The 24,493-nt window shown below is 39.8% G+C and carries 23 protein-coding genes; 3 read left to right on the plus strand and 20 right to left on the minus strand.

Going from position 1 to position 24,493, the window contains the following annotated elements:
- Nucleotides 1-27: 27 nt before the first annotated feature.
- Genes GQR87_RS10570 through atpD form a run of 9 tightly spaced genes read right to left on the minus strand, consistent with a single transcriptional unit; the run spans nucleotide 28 to nucleotide 6,888 of the window.
- The gene (locus tag GQR87_RS10570) at nucleotides 28-921 is read right to left on the minus strand and encodes a F0F1 ATP synthase subunit gamma (RefSeq protein WP_158969128.1); all 894 of its coding nucleotides are present in this window, start codon (nucleotides 919-921) and stop codon (nucleotides 28-30) included.
- Nucleotides 921-2,486, minus strand: a complete 1,566-nt coding sequence (locus tag GQR87_RS10575; protein WP_158969130.1) for an alternate F1F0 ATPase, F1 subunit alpha — start codon at nucleotides 2,484-2,486, stop codon at nucleotides 921-923. The genes GQR87_RS10570 and GQR87_RS10575 overlap by 1 nt, the downstream gene beginning before the upstream one ends.
- Complete coding sequence (locus GQR87_RS10580) at nucleotides 2,483-3,328, minus strand: F0F1 ATP synthase subunit B (protein WP_158969132.1); 846 nt, start codon at nucleotides 3,326-3,328, stop codon at nucleotides 2,483-2,485. The genes GQR87_RS10575 and GQR87_RS10580 overlap by 4 nt, the downstream gene beginning before the upstream one ends.
- A 3-nt stretch (nucleotides 3,329-3,331) precedes the next feature.
- Nucleotides 3,332-3,607, minus strand: a complete 276-nt coding sequence (locus GQR87_RS10585) for a F0F1 ATP synthase subunit C (RefSeq protein WP_158969134.1) — start codon at nucleotides 3,605-3,607, stop codon at nucleotides 3,332-3,334.
- 40 nt (nucleotides 3,608-3,647) lie between these two features.
- Entirely contained in the window at nucleotides 3,648-4,352 is a 705-nt protein-coding gene (locus GQR87_RS10590) for a F0F1 ATP synthase subunit A (RefSeq protein WP_158969136.1), read from the minus strand.
- Entirely contained in the window at nucleotides 4,342-4,659 is a 318-nt protein-coding gene (locus GQR87_RS10595) for an ATP synthase subunit I (protein ID WP_158969138.1), read from the minus strand. Before GQR87_RS10595 ends, GQR87_RS10590 begins: the two co-directional genes overlap by 11 nt.
- A complete protein-coding gene (locus tag GQR87_RS10600; protein WP_158969140.1) occupies nucleotides 4,660-5,013 on the minus strand; it encodes an AtpZ/AtpI family protein in 354 nt (117 codons plus the stop codon). It abuts the gene before it with no gap.
- Nucleotides 5,013-5,417 carry a F0F1 ATP synthase subunit epsilon gene (locus GQR87_RS10605; RefSeq protein WP_199271717.1) on the minus strand — a complete coding sequence of 135 codons (405 nt, stop codon included), beginning with the start codon at nucleotides 5,415-5,417 and terminating at the stop codon, nucleotides 5,013-5,015. The genes GQR87_RS10600 and GQR87_RS10605 overlap by 1 nt, the downstream gene beginning before the upstream one ends.
- Nucleotides 5,392-6,888: a F0F1 ATP synthase subunit beta gene (atpD, locus tag GQR87_RS10610; RefSeq protein ID WP_158972971.1), complete on the minus strand. Its 1,497-nt coding sequence runs from the start codon at nucleotides 6,886-6,888 to the stop codon at nucleotides 5,392-5,394. Before atpD ends, GQR87_RS10605 begins: the two co-directional genes overlap by 26 nt.
- On the opposite strand from atpD, the gene GQR87_RS22170 reads away from it, so the two are divergent.
- A complete protein-coding gene (locus GQR87_RS22170) occupies nucleotides 6,872-7,051 on the plus strand; it encodes a hypothetical protein (protein ID WP_199271719.1) in 180 nt (59 codons plus the stop codon). The genes atpD and GQR87_RS22170 overlap by 17 nt on opposite strands.
- 1,103 nt (nucleotides 7,052-8,154) lie before the next feature.
- On the plus strand, nucleotides 8,155-9,237 hold the full coding sequence (locus tag GQR87_RS10615; protein ID WP_158969142.1) for a putative zinc-binding metallopeptidase: 1,083 nt from the start codon (nucleotides 8,155-8,157) through the stop codon (nucleotides 9,235-9,237).
- 46 nt (nucleotides 9,238-9,283) lie between these two features.
- Here GQR87_RS10615 and GQR87_RS10620 read toward each other — a convergent pair whose 3' ends face one another.
- Entirely contained in the window at nucleotides 9,284-10,204 is a 921-nt protein-coding gene (locus tag GQR87_RS10620) for an alpha-E domain-containing protein (RefSeq protein ID WP_158969144.1), read from the minus strand.
- 2 nt (nucleotides 10,205-10,206) lie between these two features.
- Entirely contained in the window at nucleotides 10,207-11,661 is a 1,455-nt protein-coding gene (locus tag GQR87_RS10625; RefSeq protein WP_158969146.1) for a circularly permuted type 2 ATP-grasp protein, read from the minus strand.
- 278 nt (nucleotides 11,662-11,939) lie between these two features.
- Between GQR87_RS10625 and GQR87_RS10630 the strand changes: the two genes are divergently transcribed.
- A complete protein-coding gene (locus tag GQR87_RS10630; RefSeq protein ID WP_158969148.1) occupies nucleotides 11,940-12,782 on the plus strand; it encodes a transglutaminase family protein in 843 nt (280 codons plus the stop codon).
- Nucleotides 12,783-13,046: 264 nt separating this feature from the next.
- On the opposite strand, the gene GQR87_RS10635 is transcribed toward GQR87_RS10630, so the two are convergent.
- The 9 genes from GQR87_RS10635 to ppsA form a co-directional block, all read right to left on the minus strand.
- Complete coding sequence (locus tag GQR87_RS10635; protein ID WP_158969150.1) at nucleotides 13,047-13,733, minus strand: hypothetical protein; 687 nt, start codon at nucleotides 13,731-13,733, stop codon at nucleotides 13,047-13,049.
- Between the two features lie 107 nt (nucleotides 13,734-13,840).
- Nucleotides 13,841-14,419 (minus strand): sigma-70 family RNA polymerase sigma factor, encoded by a 579-nt coding sequence (locus tag GQR87_RS10640; RefSeq protein WP_158969153.1) that lies wholly within the window; start codon nucleotides 14,417-14,419, stop codon nucleotides 13,841-13,843.
- A 12-nt stretch (nucleotides 14,420-14,431) separates the two neighbouring features.
- Nucleotides 14,432-15,283: a mechanosensitive ion channel domain-containing protein gene (locus GQR87_RS10645; protein ID WP_158969155.1), complete on the minus strand. Its 852-nt coding sequence runs from the start codon at nucleotides 15,281-15,283 to the stop codon at nucleotides 14,432-14,434.
- A 32-nt stretch (nucleotides 15,284-15,315) separates the two neighbouring features.
- A complete protein-coding gene (locus GQR87_RS10650; RefSeq protein ID WP_158969157.1) occupies nucleotides 15,316-15,561 on the minus strand; it encodes a hypothetical protein in 246 nt (81 codons plus the stop codon).
- A gap of 63 nt (nucleotides 15,562-15,624) precedes the next feature.
- Nucleotides 15,625-17,124 (minus strand): OmpA family protein, encoded by a 1,500-nt coding sequence (locus tag GQR87_RS10655; RefSeq protein WP_158969159.1) that lies wholly within the window; start codon nucleotides 17,122-17,124, stop codon nucleotides 15,625-15,627.
- An 822-nt stretch (nucleotides 17,125-17,946) separates the two neighbouring features.
- Entirely contained in the window at nucleotides 17,947-19,122 is a 1,176-nt protein-coding gene (gene purT / locus GQR87_RS10660; protein ID WP_158969161.1) for a formate-dependent phosphoribosylglycinamide formyltransferase, read from the minus strand.
- A 169-nt stretch (nucleotides 19,123-19,291) separates the two neighbouring features.
- On the minus strand, nucleotides 19,292-20,191 hold the full coding sequence (locus tag GQR87_RS10665) for a fructose bisphosphate aldolase (RefSeq protein ID WP_158969163.1): 900 nt from the start codon (nucleotides 20,189-20,191) through the stop codon (nucleotides 19,292-19,294).
- 232 nt (nucleotides 20,192-20,423) lie between these two features.
- Nucleotides 20,424-21,929 carry a 2,3-bisphosphoglycerate-independent phosphoglycerate mutase gene (gene gpmI / locus GQR87_RS10670; protein ID WP_158969165.1) on the minus strand — a complete coding sequence of 502 codons (1,506 nt, stop codon included), beginning with the start codon at nucleotides 21,927-21,929 and terminating at the stop codon, nucleotides 20,424-20,426.
- Nucleotides 21,926-24,352 carry a phosphoenolpyruvate synthase gene (ppsA, locus tag GQR87_RS10675; protein ID WP_158969167.1) on the minus strand — a complete coding sequence of 809 codons (2,427 nt, stop codon included), beginning with the start codon at nucleotides 24,350-24,352 and terminating at the stop codon, nucleotides 21,926-21,928. Before ppsA ends, gpmI begins: the two co-directional genes overlap by 4 nt.
- Nucleotides 24,353-24,493: the final 141 nt, after the last annotated feature.

Here is a 24,493-nt window from a genome sequence, read left to right on the forward strand (position 1 = left end):
GTAAAAGTGAATTAAAGCCAGCCACTATTATTTTGCTAATAACTCATAGCCTGCCAATACATCGTTAAGCTCTTCGTCAATTGAATTTTGGCGCCAGCGATTGAATTCTCGACCAAGATTTTCAAGTAACTCATCAATGTTTTTTTCAGCACGTTGCATCGCTGCTAAGCGGCTGACATTTTCGCTAGCGAGTGATTCAGCGCATGCACGGTAAAGTGAAATAAAAACATATTCTCGAATAAGCGCCCTGACAGTAGCGGTAGTACTGCATAATATTTCGGGTAATAGTTTAGTGGGCCAAGGGATTTGAGCCAGAGTAAGTTGCCATTGCCGATCTAATGGTAACAATCTTTGGGATACGGGTTGATACAAGGTACCTACAGTCGGCTGGTTGTGAAAAACATAGACACTAGCGGATTCAATTTGCGATGCATATTTTTCACTGTCGATCTGAATATTTCTAATCAAACCTGCAATATCGTTGACACTGGTTGGTACCGTAAAACCTTTGGCCATATTAAAGCCCGCGTCAGCAAGGCGTGAATAAACTCGTTCACTCACAGCCCAAATCAACGGTTTACCACCAATATCCGCTAGGGTTTTGATGGCAAAATCAGCGACATCTTCATTGAATTGGCCAACTAGGCCTTGATCTGAACCAAATATAATCACCCCAATAACTTCATTGTTGTGTTTATTGGTCGGCAGATTTGTGGTAATTGCGGATATGTTGGATTCAGACGCACGTAAACTGGCACTCAAGCCCAGCTCAACAGTTCGGTAATAATCAGCTAATGCGCTTACAGACTGTTCATATTGGCTAATGCTAGAGGCCGCAAGCGCCTTCATAGTGCGAACCACGCCTTTAAGATCGCTAGCACTGGCTATCTTATGACTTAGATTGGCTGCAGTGTTGCTCATTATGCATTGGCCTCAGTGGAATGATGCTGCACTATGCCTTGCTCTACTAAAAATCCGGCTAACGCTTTAGTGGCTAGTTTAATGATGATAGATCGGTCTTCATTGCTTAATTTTGCTGGGCTGTTAAATCGTTGACAAACCTCAGGCGGTAAATTAACCACAGCCTTACGCAAAATATTTTTAGCTTGATCCATCTGTCCTAAAGGGATGTTATCAAATAAGTTTGAAGTCAGAGCTAGCAGCGTAGTGATTTGTTCATGCACTGGCAGTGGCGACGATTCAGCTTGTTTAAGGCAAGCACGGATCCGTCGGCCATGTTCAATCGATTGAATAGTATCTCGATCCATACGAGCACCGAAACGGGCAAAAGTTTCGAGCTCTTCAAATTGCGCGTAAGCCAGTTTTAAGTTGCCAGCTACAGAGCGAAATGCTGCTAATTGGGCTTTCCCCCCCACCCTAGAAACAGATTTTCCTACATCAACTGCGGGTAAAATACCTAACTCAAACAAAGAAGGTGACAAATATATTTGTCCATCTGTGATAGAAATTAGATTAGTTGGAATATAAGCCGAAATATTTTGCGCTTCAGTTTCAATAATGGGCAGTGCAGTTAACGAACCACCACCACGCTCATCACAAAGGTGAGTAGCTCGTTCCAGTAATCGTGAATGTATATAAAAAATATCCCCAGGAAAGGCCTCTCGGCCCGGCGGGCGGCGTAACAGTAGGGATAGTTCGCGATAGGCTCTAGCATGTTTGGTTAGGTCGTCATAAACAACCAATACATCGCGGCCCATTTCCATAAAATATTCAGCAATACTAGTAGCCGCGTAAGGGGCAATGTATTGCAAACCAGGCGGCTCGTTGCCTTCTGTGACAACTACAACTGTATAGGCCATTGCACCCTGCTTACGGAGTATGTCTACCGTTTTAGCCACAGTTGAAGCGCGTTGTCCAATCGCACAATATACACAAATGACGTTTTTGTCATGTTGGTTCAAAATGGTATCAATGGCAATCGCAGTTTTACCCGTTTGCCTATCACCTAGGATAAGCTCTCGTTGACCACGGCCCACTGGGATCATGGCATCAATCACGACCAAACCGGTTTGTAGTGGAACTGTAATAGGTGAGCGGTCCATAATTGCTGCAGCGGGTCGTTCAATAGGTAGTCGCTGGTTAGTTTCAATTGTACCGCCATTATCAAGTGGCCTGCCAAGGGGATCGATCACTCGACCTAATAATTCTTCTCCAACTGCGACATCCATGACGCGACCACTGCGACGCACCTCATCACCGGCTTGTAAGTGAGAATAGTCGCCGAGTAACACCACACCAATTTCGTCAGCATCTACATTAAAGGCGATACCAAGTACATCTCCTGGAAAAATAATTAATTCTTCAAATCCGACTCCTGGCAGCCCAGATACTTTAGCAATACCGGTGGCCACATTGGTGATAGTCCCTACCTCATATGCTATCAATTCAGGCACAAAAAATTCTGTCGTTTGGCGGATATCGGCAAAGGTAGTCTCGAGAACACTGTTCAGGCTTTCATTTATCATGATGGAGTTTTGGCCTTGGCTGTTGGTTTAACGTCTGCTATCTCTTTATCGGCTGAACTGCCTTTATTTTGGCCCTGTAACTTTTCGTTTAACAGGGCAGATACGTCCTGTTCTAACTGGCTAAGATAATCGTCTATACTCCAAACTAATTTTTGTCCGTTAGCGGTTAATTCAATACCACTAATAATTTCTTTTTGAGTTAAAAATTTAACGGGGATCTGTAAAGAAAAAGTTTGATTAATAGCCTTTTTGATTAACTCAATTTGAATTTCAGATAACTGAAACGCGCTTCGTAGTATTGCAGGAGAAGTTAACGTACATGTTTGTAATGCTTCACTAAGGATCGCTTTTTTAGATGTGTTGAGTTCTCTTAACCGACGAATGAATACTTCAATGGCTTGTTGTTCTAAACTGCTAGTTGCTATTTCACTTAAGGTTTTGCGCGTGATAGCAAACACTTCTTGACTTGTTTTTCGGCTCAAAGAATTTTTTAAATGTTGTACTTCGTTTGCCAAACTCTGTTGATATTTATGACGTAAAACCTCAGCCTCTTTCTTAACGTCTTCAATTAAACGAGTTTGTTCAGCACTAGCTGCAGCAGCAGCTTGTTGCATAAGTTTGTCACTTTGTTGCTCAAAATTTTGGTTTTTAAGCTGAAACGTGTCCCGCTCAGTTTGCGCTTCGATCTGTTTAGCCGCAGCATCAGCTAATTCTGCAGTAATGCGTTGTTCTCGTGCATCAATAGCGTGTAAAACAGGTTGATATAAAAACCGTTTCAGTAACCACACTAATATCAAAAAATTAACAGCCTGAGCGGTGACTGTGAACCAATCAATCAACATAATTTAACTACCTGCTTGAGCAATAGCGTAATTCCAAAATGGATTTGCGAATATCAAGATCATAGATACTACAAAACAATAAATAGCAGTAGATTCTATCATGGCTAAGCCAACAAAAAGGGTACGCGTAATGGTTGCTGAAGCATCCGGTTGTTGCGCTAAAGCACTAAGAGCAGTGGCTACAGCTCGGCCTTCACCAAGTGATGGGCCAATACAGCCTATACTGATGGTAATACCCGATATGATTATCGAGGCCATCGCTATCAATGTAATATCCATGTTATTTCCTATGTGTGTTGGTTGTTCAAATAAGTAACATTTAATCTTCAGTCGCAGGTAAGCCAGACTGTGTTTTGGGTGTTTGTGACCGGGTCGCAGCTGCAATATACACTGCGGCCAAAATGGTAAAAATATAGGCTTGTACTAAGCCAGTTAGTAATCCTAGTGCTGTCATTATGATCGGAAATATCAAAGGTGTAATAGTTAACAAGATGGCAATAATCATTGAACCGCTCATCATGTTGCCGAACAAACGCACAGCTAATGCTAAAGTACGTGATACTTCACTAATGATATTAAAAGGCAGCATGATAAATGTCGGATCCATATAAGATTTAAGGTAATTACCAATGCCCTGCTCAGAAATACCGTACATAGGAACAGCGATAAATACTGTTAAGGCTAATGCTGCCGTTGTTGATAGTGATGCTGTGGGTGGTTCATAACCAGGAATAATTGTGCAAATATTAGCTGCTATTAAAAACAAAAATAAGGTACCAAGAAACCCTAAATATTTTTGGGCGTTATGTAACCCTACTTCTGTAATTTGTTGTTCAATTCCAGTGACAATAATCTCTAAAACGTTTTGCCATCGTGAACGTTTTGAATCAGTGGATAGGTTTCTGGTGATTAACATTGAACCGACAGTCAACAACAACATTAACGCCCATGTAAACGCTATGGTGGCGTTAATTTTGATAACACCGAATTGCCAGTAAACTACCATGTCAGGACTAAGGTGCATGTTGAGACTCCTCAACTGCCTCAATGGGTTTCACCGGTAGCACTTTGGTCAAACGGGTGACTATAAAGCGGGCGATTAAAAAGCCGAACAAACATACCAACAATAGTTGCCAAGATGGTTGACCTAAATCACTTGTCACAATTAAATAAAAGCCACCTAGAGTCAGCCCCATACGCAGTAACAGACTGGTTAATAAATATACTGCAGGATGTGCAGACATTACTCCTTTATTTACTGTCCACCATAGGCCGCCGAAAAACATAGCGCCAAGACCCAAGCCAATGCCCAATACCAATAAAAAAATCATTCATTTATCCTTATCTACATCTTTCATGTCTTGTTGTTCATCACTTATTGCTTGGTCTTCTTTTGATACCCAGTGCCATGCATTGAAACAACCAATTGCCAAGCCCGCTACTAATAATGCCAAGGTCCATGACCTATCATTTGGATAATTATCATCGAGGTAAATACCTAATGCAGCGCCAAGCAAAGTGGGTACCACTACTGACCAACCAATTAAGCCCATCATGCCCAAGCCAAACCAAACTCTCTGGTCGACATTACGTCTAGCTTTTGATTTTCTTGCCGCTTTTACCCCTACTTTTTCAGCAATGGGCGATTTAGTCTTGCTTGTATCTTCAAGCTTGTTGTTTTTCATTATATTTTTTCAAAGTTAGCAAAACGATGCAGAAACCCACTTTCTAGTTTTGCCATAATAGCTCGCACTTGTTGAGCTTGTTCGTCTAAGGCCATAAAATCTTGTTCTACCGCAACACGCAATGTATCAAGGTCACTGCCAATTAAAGCGCTGCGTACCGAAACCAATACATCATGTGCTGTTTTCACTAAAACGCCTTCGTCAACTGCAACAAAAATTTCCCCATCGTCCAAGTCTGTGAAGGTTAAAATGCCAGGTGTAAGCACCGCCACACAGTCAAGTCTATTAGGTAACAAGCCATAAGCTCCATCACTCGTTTCTGCTACGATATGGCTGACGTTTTTTTTATCTAGCAAAACTTCAGAAGGCAAAAGTACCTTAAGATGCATCTTGGTTGGTTGCATCAGCGACCTCCGTTTTTAGTGGCGAACTAGCAGTCGGTTTCTGAGTCTTTGATTTTATTGCAGAAGCTTCCATTTTTTGTTTGGCTTCGTCGATTGCACCAATCATATACAGTGCACTTTCAGGAAAATCTTTAAACTCATCATGTAATATCCGCTCGCAGCCGTCTAAAGCATCGTCCAGGCTAACCAGTTTTCCTTTGTTACTGGTAAATTGTTCCGTGGTGAAAAATGGTTGGGTAAGAAAACGTTCTAAACGACGGGCACGACCGACTACTTTTCGATCTTCTGGTGACAGCTGTTCCATGCCAAGCATGGCAATAATATCTTTTAATTCGCTATATTGGGCCAGTGTGCTTCGGACTTGCTGGGCAAGGTTGTAATGACGTTCACCGACTATGCCAGGAGTCGCCATTTTAGAATTGGACTGTAATGGGTCAATAGCCGGAAATAAACCTTCACTGGCTCTTTGTCGTGACAAGACTATTGAGGCTGAAAGATGTGAGAATGTATGCACAGCTGCAGGATCAGTAAAATCATCTGCCGGAACATACACTGCCTGAATTGAGGTAATTGCACCATTATCAGTATTGGCTATTCGTTCTTCTAAGCCTGCTAGTTCCGTACTCATGGTAGGTTGATAACCAAGTCGCGATGGCATTTGTCCCATTAGCCCAGACACTTCAGATCCGGCCTGAATAAAGCGGAAAATGTTATCGATCAATAATAATACATCCCTGTGTTCATCATCACGGAAATACTCAGCCATGGTTAACGCTACTTGCCCTACGCGAAATCGGCTGCCTGGAGGTTCATTCATCTGGCCAAAAACCATGACCATATTGTTCAAAACACCGGCGTCTTTCATTTCACGATACAGTTCTTCACCTTCTCTGCAGCGTTCACCAATTCCACAAAATATACTGGCACCTTTATGTTTACCGACCATATTGTGGATCATCTCAGTGAGTAGTACTGTTTTGCCAACACCTGCGCCACCAAATAAACCTGCTTTACCGCCTCGTTCCAACGGCACTAGTACATCAATGACTTTGATGCCGGTTTCAAATATTTCAGATTGTGTGGATCGTTGTGTTAATAAAGGAGGGGCGTTATGTACTGAGCGCCATTCAACGTCATGCAAACCGCCTTCTCTGTCGATGGCATTGCCAAATACATCAAACATACGTGATGTGATACCTTTACCTACAGGGGCTAATAAAGGTCCGTCCGTATCTGTCACTTGCATCCCTCTGGTTAAACCTTGGGTTGGTGTGAGTGCTATACCGCGAACATTTTGTGCATCTCTATGTTCTAATACTTCTACAATAATTTGGTCGTTATCGCCCATAGTTAAAATTGAATGAATGGCGGGTAATTCTGTATCAAATCTTACGTCAATCACACTGCCGCGTATTGATACCACTGCACCATGGTTAACTATCTTGGTGTTTTGTTTGGGCATTGATTTCATTCCTGCAGTTGGCTCATTCAAGCAAATAATCTTTTCGGCTGCTAGTAGCGACAAACCTAATCATTTAGTAGTGTTAGATCTTCTCGAATCTTTTGATTATGCTGATATACATAATAGTTTTGGCATTAATACCCTAGTTAAAATTTCTATATTTATTTCTTAATCTGTAGGATAAGAATTTAGTCAGTAACGGAAATATAATGTTGCCAATATATGCTGTTATTTAGCTCACATCTGTTCGCTTTCATACATTTAACAAAACAGATGAGAAGGATAAAAAGTTAATAAACTGACTATTGAATAAAGATACCAAACATACTGGTTAGATCATTTGACCTAGGTCAAACAAATCGTCAACAGACAAAAATTAATACGTGGATCACAGGGACTGTTTAATTAAAAACGAATATAGAGACTGGGGTTAAAACCGGTTCTACTGTTGCGGCAAGCAAACAATACTTTTCAGTATCCAAGCATAACGAGCCTATTTCAAATACTAAAAAAATAATGTTAGCAACTGAGTATCCATTAACTAGAGCCGAACAATTTTTGCTGGTGGTGAACACTCTCAGGTTTTCGAAACCATAGAAAACCACAGGGCCCAATAATATTGGCGGGAGATTTTAAAACTTGGAATGGTAAAAAATTAAAATATTTTAATCAGTAAGCTCAATTACTTTCACTAGAAGAAGTGCAAATGCCCCGCAAGCCTAGACTAAATCATTTGTTCAAACATCTTGATCATATCTATTGCCGAGGACTAAAAGTTGTTACTGCTCAGGTCCATACAGAGATAAAATCTTCAGATCACTACCCTATTAGCATCTCGTTTCAAACTTTAAAATGAATTGTGATTAAGTCATGTTTATTGACTCTATTTATATAAAACCACTACCTAAGCAATGTACATTGTCTAGAATACCCATGTATTGACTGGACTTAATTACATAAATAACTGCGCTTGATAAGTCCTGAAGCTCTCACATAAAAAATAGTTAAATTGATATGCCTTATCTAATTATCGTGGGTGTAGATGAAGTTTGTGTATCCCATTTCAAATACGATTTATAAATAAAGTAGATAAATATTTAATTTCAAACCACCTCAAAATACTGGTGTTATTAATAACAATGTTAGCTATTATGCATGCCCATTATATAACTGTTGTTATAAGAGACAAGTCACCATACAACTTTTTATTGTGCTCATTTTATTCTAAATTGTACGGTGCTTTTGCGTTAGTTATTAGTTAGTAGAGGATTTTTTTTGAAAACATTTAGCTGCCAATGTGGCAATAGCCTTCATTTTGCTAATACACACTGCGTAAAGTGTGGATTGAAAGTAGGATTTCTGCCTGATGAGAGACAATTAAGTGCATTAACAAATACAGCAAATGGCACCTTATTAGCATCAAATAACGGTAAGGTTTATAAAACCTGCAAAAACTATAAAACATACGATATTTGTAATTGGATGGTGGAGCAAGAAGATACTAACGAACTTTGTGTTTCTTGCCGGTTAACAGAAACGACTCCTAATTTAGATGATCCAGAAAACATTAAATTATGGTATCTGTTAGAACAAGCAAAGCGTCACTTCTTATATTCAGCTATCAATCTTAATCTCCCTATTACAAATAAAATTGATGACCCCAAAAATGGCCTCGGTTTCGATTTTTTGCAAAACCAAACTGTAGACAGTTATGGCAATGAATTATTTATCAAAAACTACGTCACCACGGGCCACAGTAATGGACTAATTACGCTAAATATTAATGAAGCTAAAGATTCTTCGCGTATCGATATGCGCGAGAAAATGAACGAAAAATATAGAACACTTATTGGTCATTTTAGACATGAATCAGGTCATTATTATTGGGATCGGTTAATCCTAAATTCTGATAGGCTAGAGGAATTTAGAGAAATATTTGGCGATGAACGCCTAGATTATCAAACGGCTATGGCAAACTATTACGCTAATGGCCCTGCCCAAATATGGCAAGAGGTTTGGATTAGTGCTTATGCTTCTATGCATCCATGGGAAGATTGGGCAGAAACCTGGGCACATTACTTACATATGGTTGATACACTTGAAACTGCAAACGATTTTGACTTGAGTATATCCCACAAAAATATAATGAGCCCTTATATGGCAAGTGACAAACGATCGACCTTGGCCGTTGAAACAAGCTTTACGCAATTATTTAATGACTGGTGCTCACTTACGCAGGTCTTAAACGCATTAAATCGAAGTATGGGAATGGATGATGCTTACCCCTTTGTTATTTCTCTTTCTGCCTTGAAAAAACTTAGGTTTGTGCATCATACAATCTTAGATCATCTTAACTAGCATTTGCGGCTAATGTGTAATTTAAGCACACACTAGTCGCTACTTTTTAGAAATAACTATCTTCAATTTGTTTGTCTATTTCAATAAGACCTAACTGCATATCATCGATAAACTCATGTAACTTTTCTTGTTTTAAAGTTGCAGGTTTAGCATTGAGTAAATAGTTCTTAACTCGACTGGTTTTACCCACAGTATCCTTGCTGTTAGGTAACTCAGTTACCGCCCGTTCAATTTGTTCAATGGCATGAACAAGGGAACGAGGAAAGCGCGGATTAGTCAGCAAAAACGTTAATACGTCTTCACGGTTAATACGGACTCTTACTTCTCTACGATACATTTGATATGCCGTCATGGATTTAAGCACTCCCATCCATTGAATATTGCTAAAAGCGGGTAATTCACTTTCAATTTCAGATAGTAATGTCGCAGATCTCACATCAATAATGCGAGTAGACATATCTGCTCGTTCAATATGTTGGCCAATACGCATAAATGCATAGGCTTCATCGTGCGACATAGTACCCGCTAGTAATCCAGATATGGTTTGGTTGGCTAAGATAATTTTATTCAAATAAGCATAACGTGAGCGCCGTGTAAAAGCGTCTTTTTGATTCTCAGTCACAAACAAATATAGGGCATTGATTTGTTCCCACGCTTCTCTGGGAATAATTTCTTTGATGGTACGGGCGTTTTCTCTTGCTGATTTTAAAGAGGTGAGTATTGCGCCTGGATTAAGCTTATCAACCACCATAAAATTAATGACACTTTTTTCATCTACGTCCTTATAGGTTTCATAAAACTTATCTCTAAAAGATAAAATATCTACAATCGGTTCCCAACCTAATTTTACTTTAGAGGGTAAATCCAATAATAAATGAGAATTAACGTTGATTAACCGAGCAGTGTTCTCTGCACGTTCAAGATATCGAGCTAACCAATACAAATTACTTGCTACTCTTGATAACATAATTATTCCTCCTCCATGTCTACTATCCAAGTGTCTTTACTACCACCGCCTTGTGATGAATTCACCACCATAGAACCTTTTTCAAGTGCCACGCGTGTCAGTCCGCCAGTAGTAACTTTGATATCTTTACCTGACAGAATGAAAGGTCTTAAATCTAAATGTCGAGGCTCTACACGCGTATCGACCATAGTAGGAGCCGTTGATAGGGTTAGCATGGGTTGCGCCACGTAGTTTCGAGGGTCTGCTTTGATGAGTTTTCTAAATTTTTCATGCTCTTCTGCAGTTGCGTGGGGGCCAATTAACATGCCATAACCGCCTGATTCATTAGCAGGTTTTACCACCATATCTGCAATGTTTTCTAGTACGTATTCCCGCTCAGCTTTATCGTTACATTTATAGGTGGGAACGTTGGCTAATATTGCTTCTTCTTTTAAGTAGTACTCTATGATTTTTGGCACATAGGCATAGACCACCTTATCGTCAGCCACACCTGAACCTGGTGCGTTTGCCAAACCTACATTGCCGGCTTTCCACGCCCGAATTAGACCGGGTACGCCTAATAACGAATCAGGTGCGAATACTTCAGGGTCAATAAACCAATCGTCAATACGTCTATAAATAACATCGACACGTGATAGTCCATTGATGGTTCGCATATAAACACAATCATCATCTTCAACCACCAAATCTGGGCCTTCTACAAGCTCAGCGCCCATTTGTTGCGCCAGATATGCATGCTCAAAGTAGGCTGAATTGTATATACCTGGCGTCATGACCACTATTTCAGGCTCTTCAATTTTACGAGGAGACATTTCGGCAAGCATGTCATATAACTGTGAAGGATAATCATCCACCGGTAGGATGTTGTATTTTTGAAACATTTCTGGAAAAACGCGTTTCATCACTTGACGATTTTCGAGCATGTAAGATACACCTGAAGGTACTCTTAAGTTATCTTCAAGTACGTATACCTTGCCTTGATTGTCTCGCACTAAATCAGAGCCGCAAATGTTTGCCCACACACCATTAGCGGGGCTAAATCCACGACACTCCTGAAGAAAGTTTTTCGATTTGTTAAGCATGCTAGCTGGAAACACGCCGTCTTTTATGATGTTTTGATCGTTATAAAGGTCATCAATAAACATATTGAGTGCTTTTATACGTTGTTTTAAACCTTTTTCTATACCAGACCATTCTTTTGCATTGATTAACCTAGGTACAATATCAAACGGCCAGGCTCTATCTATCGAGCCTTCTTCTTGGTGATATACTCTAAACGTAACTCCCATAGTATGAATGGCAGAATCAGACGCCGCTTTTAGCTCATTTATCTCTTTGTCGGACAAAGCTCGAAGATATTCACATAAATGTTTTGCATGATCGCGGGGTTTACCCGCTTTTTCGACCAGCTCGTCATACAAATTGGTAACTTTGTAACTACCCCATCTTATCGCCATACTGAACCTTCCTGTTTGCAGATTTTTAGTAGATGTCTACCGCGAATTAATGTAAACATGAATGCGGCAATTCAAGTCTTATTCGTATGTATAGACTACGTAGATATTAATTTGGTCACAATACATAAAAAATAATTTAGTGACTAGTAGAAGGTTAGTCTCAATAAATTTATAAATCATGTAAATATGTGACTATCCAACACTTTAATGTGTCTATATATCAGATTTGTATCAAGCCGTTATTTACTTCACTATGCAACTTAACTAAAGAGAGCTACATGAATTTTAAAATAATCCATGAGACCACGTATTCATTTAGCGACGAGGTTTTTCTAGAGCCCCACTATTTAAGATTCCGGCCTAAACAAACTCCTTTTATTGAGGTGACAAACTTTTCAATTGCCCTCAAGTCTACACCTGAAGGACATCGAGTGATCGAAGATGAAGAGCATAATGTCATAGATTTTTGTTGGTTTGAGAAACTCACAAACAGTTTTACGATCCATGCAGAAAGTAGTTTGCATACCAAAGAATATAATCCATTTGATTTTATTGTTCACCCTGACTCATTTAATAAGATACCTTTTAGTTATTCTGAACAGCAATCGCAAATACTCCACGCTTCTTTACAAACTAGCCTACTAGATCAAGAACTAATGGATTATGCCAACAGCATAATTGTAACTTCATATTTTAATACGGTGACATTTATTACCAATCTTACAATACAAATTCACAAAGATTTTGTTGTAGAATATCGAGAAGACGGTCCTCCTCTCACCCCTGAAAATACTTTTCAAATTAAAAAGGGGTCGTGCCGTGACTTGTCATGGATGCAGATTAATCTGTTGCGAAATCTGGGTATTGCTGCACGATTTGTTAGTGGTTATTTTTATTTTGAGACCGAAAAACCAGTCTATGAATTACATGCATGGGTAGAAGTGTTTATACCTGGTACAGGTTGGTTAGGTTTTGATCCTAGCCATGGAATTTTAACAGGTAACACCCATTTTCCTGTGGCTTCTAGTGCTATTCCAGAAAATACCATGCCTGTTTCAGGTGGCATACGTGGCAGTGCAACATCTCAACTCATGACTCATTTAAGAATAGAAAAACAATAATTTAAAGCAGATCCTTTTTTCTTTGCATCAGATGCTAATGGCAACGTAGAGTAATAATAAAACATGAACTGTAATTATCATCAACATTAGTGATAGTGTCATGCAATTGTTTTTTCCCAGGTTATCACTCTTGGTTTGTTCGGGATGTGACAATCAGCCTCTGAATGGGGCCGATTAATATTCTCATTAAAATCTATTGACACAGCACCACAGCCATAGAAATTAATTACTGCTAATTTTGTCAAACAAAAGCATTAAATATTTTTAATACTTCCCTTTCATAATGAGTAGTTTTTCGGATTTTAGGCTGTTGAAAATCAACCCCGCGATAGCTGTAGACTCGGCTTTAGGTTTGGTAATACCATCCTCTGCTCGGTAATTTTCTTCAGTTCTCTTTTCCATGGTCCATATCATTTTATCATTTGAATTAAGAAAAAGACTGCTTTCTGTGGATACAATATATGACTCATCGAAGTATGCTGGTTCACGAACTGTTTTCCAAGTTACAAGATAATAATTATGATAACTAGGGTAATTTAATCTCTGGACATTTCTTACCAAAGAGTTACCGCCAGGGACGTAGGTCGATATATTATCCACCGATTTAGTTCGAACAATAAGTATGCCGTCAAAGCCTTTTTCACTGAACATTTTTTCCATGCTTTTATGCTCGTATTTAACGCCAGGGGTTAAAAACCTTAAACTAGGTACCGCTTCAACACCTGAATTTTCACTGATTTTCTTTGCTATTTTTTCTTCAAACTCTTTTCTACTAGATAAGTTTTTGAACACACCAATGACTACAATCTTTTTCAACGGACCTCCGTTGTATTCGTGATCAGTCCAAGTCGCTACACTTTTTGTTGTACTGCAGGAGGAAATTGCTAACAGCATCAAAATGCTAACGCAGAAACGCGCTGTGTATTTGTAGAATATTATTAATTTATTCATTTTTACCTGCTATATGTTCTTAAGGTTTACGAATCTTACATACAAGATTAGAGATTTAGTACAGCACAAGATATTAGACGCGGTGATATCTTGAGTTTTTTAACTGACTAACTATTGATATCAGTGCTAGCCATTTTTTCAAGTGCACGTTTGTAGCGCATTTTCACCGTACTTAGATTCTGACCAACGATCTCTGCAATTTCATTAAATTTTAAATCACTGACTATCCTAAAAACGACTATCGAACGCTCTTCAATACTCAGTTTGGCTAACGCAATATTTATTAGTTCCTTTTCATCATATGACCTGGAGTCAACTTTGTCGTCGGCCACAAGATTACCCTCATCCATTGAGGCCAGCAGAAGTTGTTTTTTTCTAAGTCTATTTAAGGATTGATTATGAGCAATCCGATAAATCCAAGTTTTGAAACTAGCGCGCCCTTCAAAACGTTGAATACTGTTAAATACATTCAACATTGTGTCACTCACAGCTTCTTCAGCCTCTTCAATAGATCCGAGGTATCTGAAACAAACTTGTATCAGCTTTGTGTGATATCGATGAAAGATCACTTCGTATGCGGTCGTCACATAAGGAAGTTGTATACGAGTTATACGTACAAGTTCATCGTCATCTAGCTTCGACAACCTTTCTGATACAAGGCTTTTATTTTGCCTCGTATTTTTCATGATAAATGTTCCCTAAGAGTCTTCCCATCTATCAGCTAACTTGGTCATAGTATATTTTTGTGTGAGTAAGTCTTGATTCGGAATGCTTAATTGTAGGCCTTCCTTATTTTCAATAATGGTATTGACTGTGCTGACCTGAACAACGTTACCTAAGAAACCATCAAATTCAATTTCATCCCCTGGTAATAACTGCTCTCTTGCATAAATGCCTGAAACAATACTATTAGCTATGGCCTTAGTTCCTAAGCCCAACGCCAACGCTAGGGCAATGCCCATACTTGCTATCAATACAGTAAAAACAGTATTTAACAATTCAGTTTCTAATTGAAGTTGGCCAATAACCAGTGAAAAGGTAATAAACAACACCAGCATCTGCAGCACTCGACCCACTGCATCACCGTATTCTATGCCCATACTTTCACAAGATGCTTCGACTTGCGTTTTCGCTGCTCTAGCGACAAACAAACCAATTAAAGCAATAACCACTGCACCGACTAAATGAGGTAAATACAATACGAACTCATCTAAGATAGCCGAAAGCTTATCCAAACCAAGGGTATCTGCACCCGCAACAAATATGATCAAAATAAGGAATAAATAAAGTGCCTGGCCCACAATAGATGATGGGTTTGATTTAAAGCCTGCGGTCTTTAACCCTTTCTCAATGCCCAACATGTCGCAAAGCGTATTAAAACCCAATTTTTCAATCACTTTAGCGAACCATCTAGTCATAATTTTGGATAAAAGAAGTCCAATAACAATCACTATTATTGTGGCTATCAGGTTGGGTAAAAACCCGGCAATTTCTGTCCAAAACCGTGATAATGCATCGCTAAACGATTGTGTCCAAATATCGATGTTCATGTCAGTACTCCAATTTTAAATAATGTGTAATATTAATTTTTGTGTTTTACCCGTCTTTTGGGCTTTTTATGTAAGTTCAATCTACGTTTTGCTGAATATGCAGATGCACCAAAACCAAGTAGTACAACCCAACACCAACCAATAAAAAGGCTCGTCACATCTTTGATTGCAGTCACATTTGAAGATTTTTGGAGCACCTGCTCTAACGCTTTATTTTCGTCGGTAACAGGTGTACTTTCGCTCAACAGCATTTTCAACTGCTCTTCATCAGGGCTCACGGCGGCTCTCCAGTTATAGGTAGAAAAGGTTAATCAAACGATTAACCCTTAAAAGTAACTTTATTAATTCACTATCAGTATTTCAACGCGTCTATTTTGTGCCCGGCCTTCGACAGTTTCATTAGATGCTACTGGCTTTTCTTTGCCGAAGCCTTTAAAGCTTACCCTGTCTGTAGCAATCAACCCCACTTGGGTAATAAAGTTGGTCACAGTCTGAGCTCTAGCGGCTGATAATTCTAGGTTTAAATCGGCACTGCCAGTAGTATCAGTATGGCCAGACACTACTATTTTTGCATCAGGAAAACGCTTAATTGCAGCAATGATTTTATTGAGAATAACAAAGTTAGTTGAGTCAATTTCACTGCTACCTGGTTTGAATGAAAACCCTTGAGCCCTTATTAAGACATTATTAATCTGGCGATAGACGTTGGCTTCATCCTCAGTAAATAACGATTGCACACTGGCGAATCGTTCATCATCTTCACGTTTTTCTTTTTGCTGTTTTTCAAGTTCGAGTCTTGCCGATAATAGCGCTTCCTCACTATCTCGAGCCATTTTTGATTCACGAGACAGTGATGATTGTTTTAATTGGTTAAGTTGTGCCTGTGACGATTCTTTTAGTTGGCTAAGCTGTGCTTGTGTAGATACAACATTAGCGTTAAGAGATTGTCCTTCCTCTAGTACTTTAGTCAAACTCCCTCTCAGGCTAGCAATAACTTCTTTATTCGGTTGATCAAATGCAATATCACTGACCAAGGGAGACATAACATTAGCTAATTGTTCTTGGTACCAAAGTATTTTTTGTTCTTCGTCAAATTTAGCATTTTCAAAAAAAGTGTTGATATCAACAATACCATTTGCACGTTTAACCAACCATATTGCTCGATTAGAATGTACATTAGCTTTTGTTGTGTCTGTTCTGTCTGCTTCAAGCGTCGCTAACGCTAATTGATATTCGTCAATTGCTTGTGAGATGGTTCTTGGTGCCACTTTATTAACATCATCTTTTTTAGCGCGTGTTATGGCTTGCTCTGCAAAACTAAGCATGTTGCTTTTTAAAGCCTTTAATTCAAGGGCTAAATATTGATCCTTAAGAGCGTTGATATCACGCTTGGCTTTCTCATCTTCACCAACTTCTAACCAGCTCAACATTTTCGCTAACTTAGTTTCAGCATCATTAAAAGCGTCAGGGATTATACTATTGGCGCTAGAAACTTTAGCTCTTTCCCTTGCTTTCAACACATCTTCAAATACATATTTAGCTTCGATAGCTTGTTTCTGTGCTGCCTTTACTCTTAATACTACTTCTTTACCTGATTCATTCGCGCTAGGTTTGCCGGATTTTGCTTGTTTTATAGCTTCATCAAACACTTGTTGTGCTTGTTTCATTTGTTCTGGAGAATACAAAGCCAAATTTTCTGCAGCTGAGTTCTTCAATAAAACATCGGCTTCTTGTACTACTGGATATTGAGCAAACATTTGCTGCTCATTTAGTACGTTGTTTGACGCACACCCTGTAACGAGTGTTAGGAATATGGTGGTAGCAATGATTGATTTTTTCATGTTTCCTTTGCTGTATATAAACAGGCATTAATGACTTTCACAGGTATAGACTTGTCAAAGCAATAAGAAGTCACATTTATAAAAAAATATATTAGATCTCCCGCATTGTGACTAATCGGTATTTAATTGTGTCTAATTAGATAACGCATTTTAACATTAGCTTTATTAAACAAAGTTTTAGCGCACTGGAACAAGGCAAAAAAACACCCCTTCTATATTTTGCCTCTGTTGTTATCAATAATGATTTATTGTTGAATTTAACAGTTTATTTATTCAGTGCGCTTTTTTATAACAAACGCCTAAACCACGCATAAGTGCTTTGCTTACTCAGTTACTTATACCAAAGCATCATAAAATCATTTGTCTATTTAGGTTTTATTCCAAGAATTATATTAATTGAATAAAATAAAGAAAAATTCTGAATTTGTAGAGCAAATGTAAATAGCATCAAATAGACATTTGGGGTCAATATTTGAGCCTCCAAACAAACGGATACATTAGTTAACCTGACCTCTGGATAAGCCGAACCCTCAACCTAAATTTAACTTGCTGGATTTTAATAAGTATTTGAATTATTTATAAAAAAAATTCAAACGATACTTCTTATCCAGAGCTCAGGTTAGTTAATAAAGGTGCAGTGTATTTATTTGAAGTTCAATATAATGAATAACATAAAGTGTTAAAATACCCTGTTAATGCTATTCATCGAGTAGGCTTGCGCCGGTGATTTATGCTACGCATGAAGGGCAAACCCTCGGCATATACTTTAGCCTAATTATTAAATTTAGAGTATGTACCGTGATAAGTAGCTAAAGGTGGTGACTAAAAATGTACTTTAATTTTAGCGGCCGTATCAACAGCGATTTTAATTGCCTTTTCAATAGAGGCCTCACGTTTAAGCACAACGCCTAAACGGCGGCGTCCATCAATTTCAGGCTTACCAAACAATCGAATTTGTGTTTGCGGCTGGGCTAATGCCTCTTCAAGACCAGAATAGCGAATGTCATTTGACTGCCCTTCTCGTAAAATCACAGCAGAGGCACAGGGGCCATACTGCTCAATTTGATGAATGGGTAAGCCTAAAATTGCTCGTGCATGTAGGGCAAATTCCGATAAATCTTGAGAAATAAGCGTCACTAACCCGGTGTCATGTGGCCGTGGTGATACTTCACTAAAAATAACTTCATCCCCTTTAATGAATAACTCTACACCAAATAATCCCCAGCCACCTAAAGCTAGAACCACACTTTTAGCCATTTGCTGGGCCTTCTCAATCGCTACATCTGACATGACCGCTGGCTGCCATGATTCGCGATAATCACCATCTTCTTGGCGATGACCTATTGGCGTACAATAATGAATACCATCTGAAGCATTGATGGTTAATAAGGTAATTTCATAATCAAAATCGACAAAACCTTCGATTATCACTTTACCTTTGCCTGCTCGGCCACCTTCTTGCGCGTATTGCCAAGCGGTTTCAATATCGTTTGGTGAGCGAACTAGTGATTGGCCTTTACCAGAAGAGCTCATAATAGGTTTAACCACACAGGGCATACCTATCTGATTAATGCCTATCCTAAACTCTTCAAAGGTGGCGGCAAATATATATGGCGAGGTGGGCAAACTTAATGTTTCAGCTGCCAAACAGCGAATACCTTGTCTATCCATGGTTAATTGTGTGGCTTTCGCGCTTGGTACAATGTTAAAACCATCTATTTCAAGTTCAGCAAGAGTGTCTGTGGCAATCGCTTCGATTTCAGGCACAATTAAATGTGGCTGTTCTATTTCTACTAATTCACGTAAGGCTTGGCCATCAAGCATGTCTATCACATAGCTTCGATGTGCCAATTGCATGCCGGGGGCATTGGCATAGCGGTCTACCCCGATCACTTCAACACCAAGACGTTGTAGCTCAATCACCACTTCTTTACCTAATTCGCCACAACCTAGCATCATGACTTTAGTTGCTGACGCTGAACAAGCAGTTCCTAACATTAAAACCTCAAATATTTGCAATAATTTAATGGCAAAAGATCATAACTGAAGGTGTACCTTCACAATAGTGAAAATTAATCATAAAAATTCATATTAATAGCTTTGACAAGTATAAATACGCTTGATACAGACAGTACTAAAACGATTCAGTTTGAATGATGGATTAAGGTTATGTATTCGATGCCTGATAAATACTATCAATTGATTCGCTAATGGTTGCCTCAAATTCGTCATGAGACATAAGATCAAACAGTTCTTCAGATAAGGCTCTTGAAAAACTGGCAATCATGCCGCTATTTTCGGCTAATAAACGGTTGGCTTTTTCACGACTATAGCCGCCTGATAATGCCACCACTTTTAATACACTAGGGTGAGTAATTAACTGATCATATAATCCTGCAGTTTTTGGTAACGTTAACTTTAAAATCACCTGTTGACCCGCTGCTAATGCGTTGACTTGTTTTATTAACTCATCACGTAGGAGTAATTCCGCAGGGCCTATATCTGGACTATTAATTTCTATTTCAATCTCAATGATTGGTACCAATCCTTTAGCTAATATTTGTGCGCTGAGGGCAAATTGTTGAGCAACAATAATATGAATACCACTGTGATTGGCTAACTTGATCAATGAGCGCATCTTGCAACCAAAGATATGTTTATCAACAGCTTTGTCTAAAATATTATTCAAGCCAGGTATGGGTTTCATCAACTGCACACCATTGTGTGGCGGTTCTAAACCTATATCCACCTTTAAAAAAGGCACGATTTGTTTTTGTTGCCATAAATAATCAGCAGTGGCTAACCCCTGAATATCTCTGTCTAAAGTATTTTGAAAAAGAATAGAAGCTAAAATTCTATCCCCCGAAAACGCCTCACTAGTCATTATGCGGGTATTCATTTGGTGGACTTTGCTAAACATTTCTGCATCACCAGAATATCGGTTTTCTGCAATGCCATATTGTTGTAGTGAACTTTGTGGACTACCACTACTTTGATCAAATGCTGCAATAAAACCTTTTCCAGTTTGAATTTTTTTTAGCATCTCTAAGCGAACTTGTGATTTCATTGAACCTATCCTTAATCTTATAATCATCGGTACAGAGATTAACTGTTAATGGGCTCAATATACATTTTTCGTTGCAATGGCCCAATAGTATATTTTTACTTGCAGCCTGCAGTATAGCCTTGTCTTCGCTAGTTGATCGGGTCTTTTAATAGTTATAATAATTCATTACAAGTTTCCCATGGCAAACATTATTATTGCCGAACGTTGTTAAGGCCGATATTGGCTTCCTTGCTTAGCGCAATACCAAGCTGCGGCCAGTCATAACTGCTGGTTGGGGTAAGTCGAGTAATTCAAGAATTGTTGGCGCTACATCAGCAAGACTACGACCAATGCCCAAACGTATATTTTTTTCGCCAATTAACAAACAAGGTACGGGGTAACTGGTATGTTGGGTGTGAGGCTGACCTGTTTGAGGATCAACCATTTCATCGCAATTACCATGGTCGGCAGTGAGCATGATTCGCCAGCCTCTTTGTAGGGCACTTTGTATGATTCTAGAACTTTGCAGATCGACCGTTTCGACAGCACTGATAACCGCTTCACGTACAGCAGTGTGGCCTACCATATCAGTGTTGGCAAAGTTCACTAAAACAAATTGAAAAGACTCTCTTTCAATGGCGTTAATAACACTGTCAGCCACCTCTGGCGCACTCATTTCAGGTTTTAAATCATAAGTAGCAACCTTAGGAGAGGCAATGATTTCACGGCTTTCACCTGCAAAGGGGGCTTCAATACCGCCATTAAAAAAGTAAGTGACGTGGGCATATTTCTCGGTTTCGGCGCAATGAAACTGGTGTAGCCCAGCGTCACTGATAACTTGGGCCAGTACTTGTTCGGGTAACTGTGGTTTAAATAAGACCGGAAACGGAAACTGTGAGTCGTATTCTGTCATGCAAGTTAAATCACGAGCACTGACATTGGCACGATCAAACTCCGAAAAAGCTTCTAAACCAATAGCGGCAGCTAACTGACGGATACGGTCACTACGAAAATTAAACATCAACACCGTTTCATCAGCGGCAATGCCCTCGTAGTCACCTATTATGGTGGCTTGAATAAACTCATCATTTTCACCCCGCTCATAGGCCGATTCTATGGCGTAACTCGCGGTCTCAGCATGTAGCCCCTGCCCCTTAACAATAGCTGCCCAGGCTTGCTGGGTTCGTTGCCATTTATTGGTGCGATCCATGGCAAAATAGCGACCGCTTATCGTAGCAACTTTACCGCAACCTAGTTGTTGAAGTTGGTCTTCTATTTGCTGTAAGTATTGTAGTGCAGAACGCGGCGGGGTATCGCGTCCGTCACTTATCATGTGTATGACAGGCTCCACACCCGCCTTGACTACCAGGGCTAGCAGTCCACACAAATGGTCAATATGAGCGTGAACACCGCCATCTGAAATAAGACCCACTAAGTGCAAGCGTGGTGAGCGGCCAACGAGTGTTTGCCAATTTTTATTGGTTGCCAGCTTATCATTAGTTATGGCTTGTGAAATACGAGGAAGCTCTTGCATTAATACTCTGCCCGCCCCCAAGGTTAAATGACCGACTTCGGAATTACCAAACTGACCATCGGGTAAGCCAACAGCTTCACCCGATGCTTGCAATACTGTATGTGGCCAAGTAGAAAAGTAATGATCAAGATGAGGCGTTTTTGCCAGTGCCCAAGCGTTATGAGCTCGACTCGGATTAACAGCAAATCCGTCTAATATGATCAGTAGCACGGGTGTTTTTTTCATTTTTGATTGGCTTTTATCTGTTTTTCAAGTTCGACAACATGTTTAATCGTTTTCAAAACAGTATCCGCGGTCAGGCTAATTGAATCAATGCCAATCTTTACCAAAAACTCTGCAATTTCTGGGTAATCTGAGGGGCCTTGCCCACAAATTCCTGAATGTTTTTGATTGCGCCGTGCACCATCGACCGCGAGTTTTATCATTTGTTTGACTCCTTCATCACGCTCATCAAAATCAAAAGCGACGATTTCAGAATCACGATCTACACCTAAGGTTAGTTGGGTCAAATCATTAGAGCCAATGGAAAAACCATCAAATAACTTGGAAAATTCGTCTATCAAGATAACGTTATTAGGTATTTCGCACATTACATATATTTGTAAGCCGTTATCACCACGTTTAAGACCGTTTTTCGCCATCGTCATTAACACCTTTTCACCTTCGCTAATACGACGGCAAAAGGGGATCATCAGAATCACGTTATCAAAGCCCATTTCATCCCGCACCCGTTTCATTGCTTTACACTCTAATGCAAAACCTTCTGCGTAGGCTGGATGACTATAGCGCGCAGCTCCACGAAAGCCGATCATAGGGTTAGACTCAATCGGCTCAAATGGTTTGCCACCTAATAAAGAAGCGTATTCATTACTCTTAAAGTCACTCATACGAACAACACAGGGTTTGGGGTATACAGCGGCGGCAATGGTGGCCACTCCTTCTGATAGAGTTTTCACAAAAAAATCAACGGGATCTGTGAAAGCCATACTGATATTGGCTATCGATAAACGTGTTTGGTCATCTAACTTTTCGGGATGCACAAGGGCCATTGGATGGGCTTTGATGTATTCATTGATAATGAATTCCATACGGGCCAAACCTATACCATCTACTGGTAGTGACGCAAGGCCAAAGGCTTGATCGGGATTCGCCAAATTCATCATGATTTTGGTTTTTGTTGCTGGCAAGTGACTCAAATCTGTTTCTTCAATATTGAACTTAAGCAAGCCTTCATACACATTACCAATTTCTCCCTCAGCACAGCTCACTGTTATTTCTGTACCGTTAGTCAGTATATCTGCTCCATTGTCGGTTCCGACTATGGCTGGAATACCCAGTTCCCGAGAAACAATCGCCGCATGACAAGTGCGTCCTCCATGGTTGGTTACTATAGCCGACGCGGTTTTCATTACAGGTTCCCAATCGGGGGTTGTTGTCTCGGTAACTAATACTTCACCAGGTTGGAATTCAGCTAAATTTTTAACATCATTAATGACTCGCACTTTCCCCGCACCAATACGGGTACCCACCGCCTGCCCTTTGGCCAAAACAGTTGAGCGACTGTTAAGGTGATAAATCTTCAACACATTGCCTGATTTTTGTGATTCAACTGTTTCAGGCCTGGCTTGTACCATGTAAATATGGCCATCAAGCCCGTCTTTAGCCCACTCCATGTCCATGGGTTTGTGTTGACCTTGCTGTTTAGAATAGTGATTTTCAACCTTAATCGCGTAATCAGCGAGAACCATTACATCTTCATCTGTAATAGAAAAGTGCTGCTGTTCGGCTTCTGTGGTGTCTATGTTGCCGGTGTATTCAACGGCAATGCTGTCGGTATTCAGGGTGTCGGTAAAAATCATCTTTTGTTCTTTTTTGCCCAAGCGTCGTTTCAGTACTGTCCTAAATCCTTTTTCAAAAGTGGGCTTATGCACATAGAAACTATCTGGGTCTATGGTGCCTTGCACTATGTTTTCGCCCAAACCTAAGGCGGAGTTGATAAACACTACGTCCTTAAAACCGGTCTCAGTATCGAGTGAAAACATTACGCCGCTGGCGCCAATATCGCTGCGTACCATTTTCATGATGACCACACATAAATCCACTTTAAAGTAGTCGAAGTGATTATCAAATTTATAGTGAATAGAGCGGTCGGTGAAATTAGACACCAAACAGCGACGATAAGCATCAAGCAACGCTTGGTCACTACTGATATTTAGATAAGTATCATTTTGCCCTGCAAACGAGGCTTCCGGAGAATCTTCTGCTGTGGCTGATGATCTTACCGCCAACGATACATCATCGCCATACTGCTCTTTAAGTTGAGTGTAGTGGCCGACAATCTGATTTTGCAGATCTTGGGGCAATTTACAGGCCGCCACAATTGCCCTTGCCTTGGCACCGCGAGTCTGTAAATCCTTAACATTATCAGGATTAAGCCCGTCAAGCGCTTCATGCAGCAGTGGCCATGCATTGTTGGCATCTAGTACTGTACGATAGGCCTCGGCGGTAACAGCAAAACCATTGGGTACTCGAACTCCCTGGGCTGTGAGTTGTTGATACATTTCACCTAGCGAAGCATTCTTGCCTCCCACTTCAGATACATCGTCCATACCGACTTCTTCGAACCAGCGAATGTAAGTGTTTGACATCTCGATACCTTCTATTAATTGAATAATGCTTGTTTACGATAAAAAATTCTGATCATTATTAAATATTATACTCCTAAGACTGTAGGCTTTATGTGCGTTGTCGAACAGAACAAATTAAAATTTTTACCTAGTTTAATTTTA

This window comes from Paraglaciecola sp. L3A3 (assembly GCF_009796765.1).
GTDB lineage: Bacteria > Pseudomonadota > Gammaproteobacteria > Enterobacterales > Alteromonadaceae > Paraglaciecola.